This is a genomic window from Bradyrhizobium sp. Mp27 (assembly GCF_029953005.1).
In the GTDB taxonomy this organism is placed as follows: Bacteria; Pseudomonadota; Alphaproteobacteria; order Rhizobiales; family Xanthobacteraceae; genus Bradyrhizobium; species Bradyrhizobium barranii.
Genome location: NZ_JASAUS010000624.1, coordinates 1 through 504, shown reverse-complemented (window position 1 = coordinate 504; position 504 = coordinate 1). Strand labels below are relative to the sequence as shown.

Sequence of the window (504 nt, the reverse complement as noted above, 5' to 3'; positions counted from 1 at the left end):
GGGGGTTGGTGGCAGGCCAGCGAGGCCTGCAGAACCTTAGCAACCTCAGCGTCAGTCGGCCGGCACTGCAAACCCGACTGAGGGGCTGATAAGGGGTCAACTGCTCCTATGCAAACAGATGCTCGGCGCGGTAGCTCCCGGTGAGCGCCTTCGCGATCGTCTCGGCACTGGAGTGGCAACTGTAGTGGCGCAAGCACGCCAGCGCCTCGGGATCGCGCTCGCCGGCAAGGATCGCGCGTATGATACGCAGGCCGGTCGCGCCGGTGATGTCGGCGACGACGTGGTGGAGCTGAAGATTCATCTCCGTCAAGGCCTTCTGCATATGCTGGATGTGTGAGGCCGCGTACTCCAGCAGACGCTCGCGCTGACGCACGTAGGCTCGCAGCTCGGCAATCTGGAGCTATGGCGGAATCTGGGTGATGACGGTGTGAGGAAGGCGGCGTATCGAGGCGGGTGACGAGCCTGCCAGAACCTCTCGAGGAGAGCGATACGCCATGACCGAGA

General features: G+C 63.7%; 1 pseudogene. It reads right to left on the bottom strand.

The annotated features are described in order from the left end of the window. Window positions 1-109: 109 nt before the first annotated feature. Window positions 110-397: pseudogene (locus QJT78_RS52055) on the bottom strand (IS110 family transposase); the annotation flags it as partial. Window positions 398-504: the final 107 nt, after the last annotated feature.